Source organism: Streptomyces sp. TAA040 (assembly GCF_000424845.1).
Genome location: NZ_AUKR01000053.1, coordinates 1 through 5,954, shown reverse-complemented (window position 1 = coordinate 5,954; position 5,954 = coordinate 1). Strand labels below are relative to the sequence as shown.

General features: G+C 66.9%; 6 protein-coding genes and 1 pseudogene. 4 read left to right on the top strand and 3 right to left on the bottom strand.

The genetic code is table 11. The features are described from left to right. Positions 1 to 11 precede the first annotated feature (11 nt). Both H300_RS0121450 and H300_RS31265 read right to left on the bottom strand, forming a co-directional pair. Positions 12 to 1,268: a hypothetical protein gene (locus H300_RS0121450; RefSeq protein WP_028429021.1), complete on the bottom strand. Its 1,257-nt coding sequence runs from the start codon at positions 1,266 to 1,268 to the stop codon at positions 12 to 14. Positions 1,269 to 1,338: 70 nt separating this feature from the next. Further along, positions 1,339 to 1,434, bottom strand: a complete 96-nt coding sequence (locus H300_RS31265; RefSeq protein WP_486583993.1) for a hypothetical protein — start codon at positions 1,432 to 1,434, stop codon at positions 1,339 to 1,341. A gap of 196 nt (positions 1,435 to 1,630) precedes the next feature. On the opposite strand from H300_RS31265, the gene H300_RS0121445 reads away from it, so the two are divergent. Next, the gene (locus H300_RS0121445; protein ID WP_158678424.1) at positions 1,631 to 1,978 is read left to right on the top strand and encodes a glycosyltransferase family protein; all 348 of its coding nucleotides are present in this window, start codon (positions 1,631 to 1,633) and stop codon (positions 1,976 to 1,978) included. Between the two features lie 41 nt (positions 1,979 to 2,019). Here H300_RS0121445 and tyrS read toward each other — a convergent pair whose 3' ends face one another. Continuing rightward, on the bottom strand, positions 2,020 to 3,288 hold the full coding sequence (tyrS, locus tag H300_RS0121440; protein ID WP_028429019.1) for a tyrosine--tRNA ligase: 1,269 nt from the start codon (positions 3,286 to 3,288) through the stop codon (positions 2,020 to 2,022). Between the two features lie 84 nt (positions 3,289 to 3,372). On the opposite strand from tyrS, the pseudogene H300_RS32740 reads away from it, so the two are divergent. The 3 genes and pseudogenes from H300_RS32740 to H300_RS31975 form a co-directional block, all read left to right on the top strand. Further along, positions 3,373 to 4,056: pseudogene (locus H300_RS32740) on the top strand (hypothetical protein); the annotation flags it as partial. Positions 4,057 to 4,079: 23 nt separating this feature from the next. Next, positions 4,080 to 4,784 (top strand): transposase, encoded by a 705-nt coding sequence (locus H300_RS31980; RefSeq protein WP_199779233.1) that lies wholly within the window; start codon positions 4,080 to 4,082, stop codon positions 4,782 to 4,784. Positions 4,785 to 4,823: 39 nt separating this feature from the next. Continuing rightward, positions 4,824 to 5,795, top strand: a complete 972-nt coding sequence (locus H300_RS31975; protein WP_199779232.1) for a transposase — start codon at positions 4,824 to 4,826, stop codon at positions 5,793 to 5,795. The last annotated feature ends 159 nt before the right edge of the window (positions 5,796 to 5,954 follow it).

The window sequence follows — 5,954 nt, the reverse complement described above, 5'->3', positions numbered from 1 at the left end:
ATTCGACGTCTTTACTCGCTCTTCTTGTCGCCTTGTTCGTTGTCCCCGAACAGACGGCGGGCTCGCTCGGCGAGACCTGTGGAGAGCTTCTCCGTGACCGAGCCGGCCCGGCCAAGGGTCTCGTTGCCGAGGCTCACGGCGGCATCGACACGCCTCGCACCTGTCACAAGCGCCTTGTCCCTCGCCTCGGTAGCTGCGTCCGCCCATCGCCTGGCCTCCGACGGCTGATAACCGGACTCGATCCCGAGTCGGGCATGAAAGCCGTGGACGTCCGTAGTGACGTGATTGATCGACCGGACCAGGGTCGGAGACTTGTTCGGATTCAGCAGCACCTTGGCGTTGGCCGTACCGGCAGCCGTATTCATCCTGGCCACCAGACGCTCGGTGGTCCGCGAGATGTGTTCCATCCGGGCCTTCCGGGCAGCCTTCAGCCCGAGACGGTGTCCGTTCAACTCGTCCGGCGACGCGTCCAGCACCCGGTCCAGTTCGAGCACGACGCCCGCGTCCTGCAGTTGGAAACACCGGGCCAGAACGGCGAGCCACTCACGCACCTCGGACTCGGCGTCCTTGGCCGTCGCGGTGAGGTCACCGATCTTGGTCTTCTGCTCCATCTTCTCCGCGAGCGCGTCGAGCTGGCACAAGGCGTATGCCTGAGTGTCCGCGATCGTCGTCGGCGCGTTCTGCACCTTCGACCACATGACGTCGTCGACCCTGCCCCGCCGCTCACGGATGATCATGGTCTCCTCGATGACGAAACCCACCCCGATCATGCGGGCCAACGCGGCGTCCTTCTGGGCGCGCAGCACGTCGTCGACCTTCTCGTCGATCGTGGCCAGGTAGTCGGTGATCTCGGCCATGGTCTGCTGCATGGCGATCTGCGCCATGACTCCCGCGGCACCGGCGAAAATCTTCGGGTTGGTCAGAAGTGACCGCGGTGCCCGGGCGAACTCGACAAACCCTTTGGCCTGGCCCTTCTGCCCCTTCAGCACACCTGTGCTGCATCCCGTTTTCGCGCTCTCCCGCAGCCCGTACTTCTTGACGACCTGTGACGACTCCCGAGTCAGCTTCACCCAGCGACCGGAGTCGGCGGCGAGTTCCGAGCCTGCTTGCGCGGCTGCAGCCCCAGCACCGAAGACCGATTTGAGTCGTTGCAGTCCGAGGTCCTTCGACGGCAGGCCCTCCGAGACGAGGAAACGTTCGACATCCGTCGGATCCCCGAGGACCGCCAGTCCCTCACCGTCGCTGATCAGCTGAATCTCGTTGTCCATCGCCCGCTCCTGAGGTGGCTTCTCACGATGTGAAGGTGCGCTGTTCCTGCGCCGGCGTGGCCGGGGTTTCTCAGCTGTCCGGCATCTCGGTGGTGGACCACTCGTCGGCGAAGTGCTCCATCTGCTTCAGTACCAGATCGACGGCTTCCAGGCGGCGGTCCGGCAGGTAGTTGTGCCGGGCCAGCAGCCGCTTGATGGCGCTGCGGAGGCAGCTCGGGGTTGAGCCGCCCGATCGCCTCGCGGAGGTCGGGGTAGAGGATCAGGTCGTCCCAGGACTTACGGTGCCCGGAGCCAGGCGCGAACTCGGCGCCGGAGGCGGGCAGCCAGGCCAACTCGGCGAGTTCGTCGAGGGCCTCCCGCGCGTGGCACTGGAAGCCATGGAGTCGGGAGTGCCCGTCATCGCCCATCGGATCGGCAGCCTTCCCGAACTCGGCGATGCCGCCACGTTCATCACCCCGCCACCGATCGACGGCTACGAACTCGACGAGAACGATGTGCTGTGCCCCGTGGCCTCTGCAAGCGATCTCGAACGCTCCGCGCGTGATTTCGCCCAGGTGATCGACGCGATCGATCATGATCAAGCACTCAGGTCCCGCCGCGTGACCGTCGGCAAAGCCTTCGCGCGCGACTACCGCACCCGCAGCGAGGCAGTGACCCGGCGACTGCTCGACACCTGGTTCAGCGCCAACGGAGCCTCGTCGTCCGGTTGAGGTCGCCCGACCTGTCCGGCCGCACTGTTGCGATCCGGAGCTCAGCTTTCCGTGACCTCGATGGCCGCCAGGTTCTTCTTGCCCCGGCGCAGGACCAGCCAGCGTCCGTGCAGCAACTGGTCGGTTGTGGCCACCTCGTCCTCTGCGGTCACCTTCACGTTGTTCACGTAGGCGCCCCCCTCCCTGACCGTCCGGCGGGCGGCTGACCTACTCGTCACCAGGCCGACCTCGGCGAGCAGGTCGGTGATGAGGCCGAGCTCACTGACCTTCGCGTGCGGCAGCTCCGAGGCCGCAGCGGCCAACGTCGCCTCGGCCAGAGCCTGGAGCTCACCCTGCCCGAACAGTGCCTTCGACGCGGCGATGACGGCGGCGCACTGATCGGCGCCGTGAACCAACGACGTCAGTTCCTCGGCGAGCGCACGCTGCGCGGTACGGGCATGCGGCCGCTCCCGGGTGACCTCCTCCATCTCCTCCAGCTCCTCACGGGACTTCAGGGAGAGGATGCGCATGTAGCGGGAGACATCACGGTCGTCCGTGTTCAGCCAGAACTGGTAGAACGCGTACGGCGTGGTCATCTCCGGGTCGAGCCAGATGGTGCCGGTTTCCGACTTCCCGAACTTCGTGCCGTCCGCCTTGGTCATCAACGGCGTCGCGAGCACGTGCACCTCGGCCTCCGGCTCCAGGCGGTGGAGCAGGTCCAGTCCGGCCGTGAGATTGCCCCACTGGTCGCTGCCACCCGTCTGCAGCGTGCAGCCGTAGCGCCGGTAGAGCTGGAGGAAGTCCATAGCCTGCAGCAGTTGGTAGCTGAATTCCGTGTAGCTGATGCCCTGCTCGGACTCCAGGCGCTGCGCGACGGAATCCTTGGTGAGCATCTTGTTCACCCGGAAGTGCTTGCCGATGTCCCGCAGGAACTCGATCGCCGACAGGCCCGCGGTCCAGTCCAGATTGTTGACCATGACCGCCGCGTTGTCGCCCTCGAAAGAGAGGTAGCGCTCGATCTGAGCGCGCAACCGGGTCGTCCACTGAGCGATCGTCTCCGGTTCGTTCAAAGTCCGCTCGGCGGTCGGCCTGGGGTCTCCGATGTAGCCGGTCGCACCTCCCACGAGCGCCAAGGGCCGGTGCCCGGCCTGCTGGAGCCGACCGAGAGTGAGGGCCTGCACGAGATGGCCGACGTGCAGGCTGGCCGCAGTGGGGTCGAAGCCACAATAAAACGTGACGGGGCCGTCTGCGAGCGCCTTGCGCAATGCCCGCTCGTCAGTGGACTGGGCAATCAGCCCGCGCCACATGAACTCGTCCACGATGCCCGTCACGATCCTGTGTCTCCTACGAGTCGCTGATAAGGGCATCGGTCAGTCTAGCCACCCCGCCCCGAGTGAGGTCACCGCGCTCGGCATGCACAGGCGATGGCCTGGGACCGGATGCACCCCCGACTCACCCACCGCGGCCCCTGACTGCATCACACGAAAGAGGAACTACCCATTCTGCACGGCACATCGATCCGCCTGACGGTCGAGCGGCTGCCGGGTGACCGCGACCCGAAACCGGTATGGCTATGATGCTCGGCCACCACCGCCACCCCGGCGGACGTGGAGCGCTGGTGGCAGTCCTTCCTGCGCAGGTTCGACGTCGAGCACACCTTCCGGCTCATGAAACAGACCCTCGGCTGGACCGCCCCGAAAGTCCGCCACGCGGACACCGCCGACCTGTGGACCCGGCTCATCATCGCCGCCCACACCCAGCTCCGCCTCGCCCGGCCACTCGCCGAGGACCTCCGCCGCCCCTGGGAACGACGGACCGAGCCCCGTCGCCTCACTCCCGCCCTGGTACGGCGGGGGTTTCGCAACCTCCGCCCGACCACGGCCCGCCCAGCGGCCGCACCGAAACCCTCCCGACCAGGACCGGGACGACCGACAGGCACCAAGAACAAACACCGGGCCAGGCACCACGACGTCGACAAAACAGTCAAACGCGCCGAATCGATCAAAAACCCCAAGCCCGTCCACGTTAAACGCCAAGCTCAGGACTCTGCTGCGCAATTCGCTGCGGGGTGGGGGCGGGTCCGGGGTGATCGTTCCTGAGGTCGCTTCTGTGTCGTGCGGCCGTGGTGGTGGTACGGATGTCGATGCGGCCCGTGGGGCTGGCGGAGATCCCGGAGCAGACTGTGGTGGTGGCGCGGGCGGCGTTTCCCAAGGGGAGCCTGGCGATACGGGTGAGGGATCACCTCGCGGGGGTTTTCGTCGATGAGGCGTTTGTCGCCACGTTCGGGGTGCGGGGTGCTCCGGGCCTGTCGCGCGGGGTGTTGTCGCTGGTGACGGTGTTGCAGTTCGCCGAGGACCTCACTGATCGGCAGGCCGCGGCGGTAACGGTGCGGGCCGTCGACTGGAAGTACGCGCTCGGTGCGGAGCTCACCGACACCGGCTTCGATGCCAGTGTGCTCAGCAAGTTCAGGGCCCGGCTCGCGGACAACGGTATGGAGCGGGTGGTCTTCGACCGGCTCCTTGCGCACTGCAAGGGGGCTGGTCTGGTGGCGGCTGGGGGCAGGCAGCGCACGGACTCCACCCATGTGATCAGCGCGGTGCGGGACTTGAACCGGCTGGAGCTGGCAGGGGAGAGTGTGCGCGCTGCTCTGGAGGCCCTCGCGGTCGCGGCCCCTCTCTGGCTGGCCGGGCAGATCGATGTGGCGGAGTTCGCCGAGCGGTACGGGCCGCGCGTCGACGGCTGGCGGATGCCGTCCTCGCAGACGAAACGTGACCGCCTCGCCCAGGTCTTCGGCCAGGACGGCCTCGTCTTGTGCCGGGCCGCCTGAGCCGAGGATGCCCCGGTATGGATCCGTCAGATCGAGGCCGTGCACCTGCTGCGGCAGGTCCTCGTGCAGACCTACGTCATCCGCAGCGACAGCCGGGGACGGCAGGTGATCAGGAAGCGGGACGCCGACGACGGCCTCCCGCCCGGTCAACTCCGCCTGGCCTCCCCCTACGACGCGGACGCACGCTGGGCCGCCAAGGGCGATGACCTGTTCTGGATGGGCTACAAGATCCACCTCACCGAAACGTGCGGCACACTCCCCGAAGCCGGGGCCGGGGCAGCGATGCTGCCGAATCTGATCACTGACGTGCACACCACCGACGCGACCGTGCCCGATGTGAAGACGACCGCACCGATCCAGAGCAAGCTCGCCGGGCACGGGGTGAAGCCCGCCGAGCACTACCCCGACTCCGGCCACCCCTCGGCCGACCTGATCACCACGGCCCTGGAACAGGGCATCCGTATGGTCACCCCGGTCCTCCTGGACCACTCCGCGCAGGCCAGGGCCGCCGAAGGCTTCGACAAGAACGCCTTCACCATCAACTGGAAGACCCGCCAGGTCCGCTGCCCCGCCGGGAGGACCAGCTCCCACTGGAACCCCGTCAAACAGCACGGCACCGACGCCATTGTGATCACTTTCAGCGTCCTGACCTGCCGCGACTGCCCCTTCCGGCAGCAGTGCACCACCTCGAAGAACCAGCGCCGCATACTCACCCTGCGACCGAAGGAACTCCACGAGAACCTCGCCCGGGCCCGCACCGAGCAGAAGACGGAGACCTGGAAGAACAAGTACGCCCTCCGGGCCGGTGTCGAGGGCACCATCAACCAGACCCTCGACATCACCGGCATCCGCCGGGCCCGCTACCGCGGCCTACCGAAAGTCCGCCTCCACCACGCTTTCTCCGCCACCGCACTCAACGTGATCCGGCTCGACGCCCACTGGACCACCGGCCCCCACGACCGCACACGCACCAGCAGACTCGAACGGCTCAGCTACCGACTCTCCGCCTGAACGAATTGCGCAGCAGAGTCGCTCAGCCCAGCAAAGATCGCCCGATCGAAGCGCCGCCGACGCATGCAGTGACGCAAAAGCCCAGGTCAGACACCGTCTGACCTGGACTTGTCGCTGAGCCTCCTGTCGGATTCGAACCGACGACCTACGCATTACAAG

Excerpts from the sequence above, each read along its gene's own strand:
- H300_RS0121450 (WP_028429021.1), bottom strand. The coding sequence starts at position 1,268 with ATGGACAACGAGATTCAGCTGATCAGCGACGGTGAGGGACTGGCGGTC.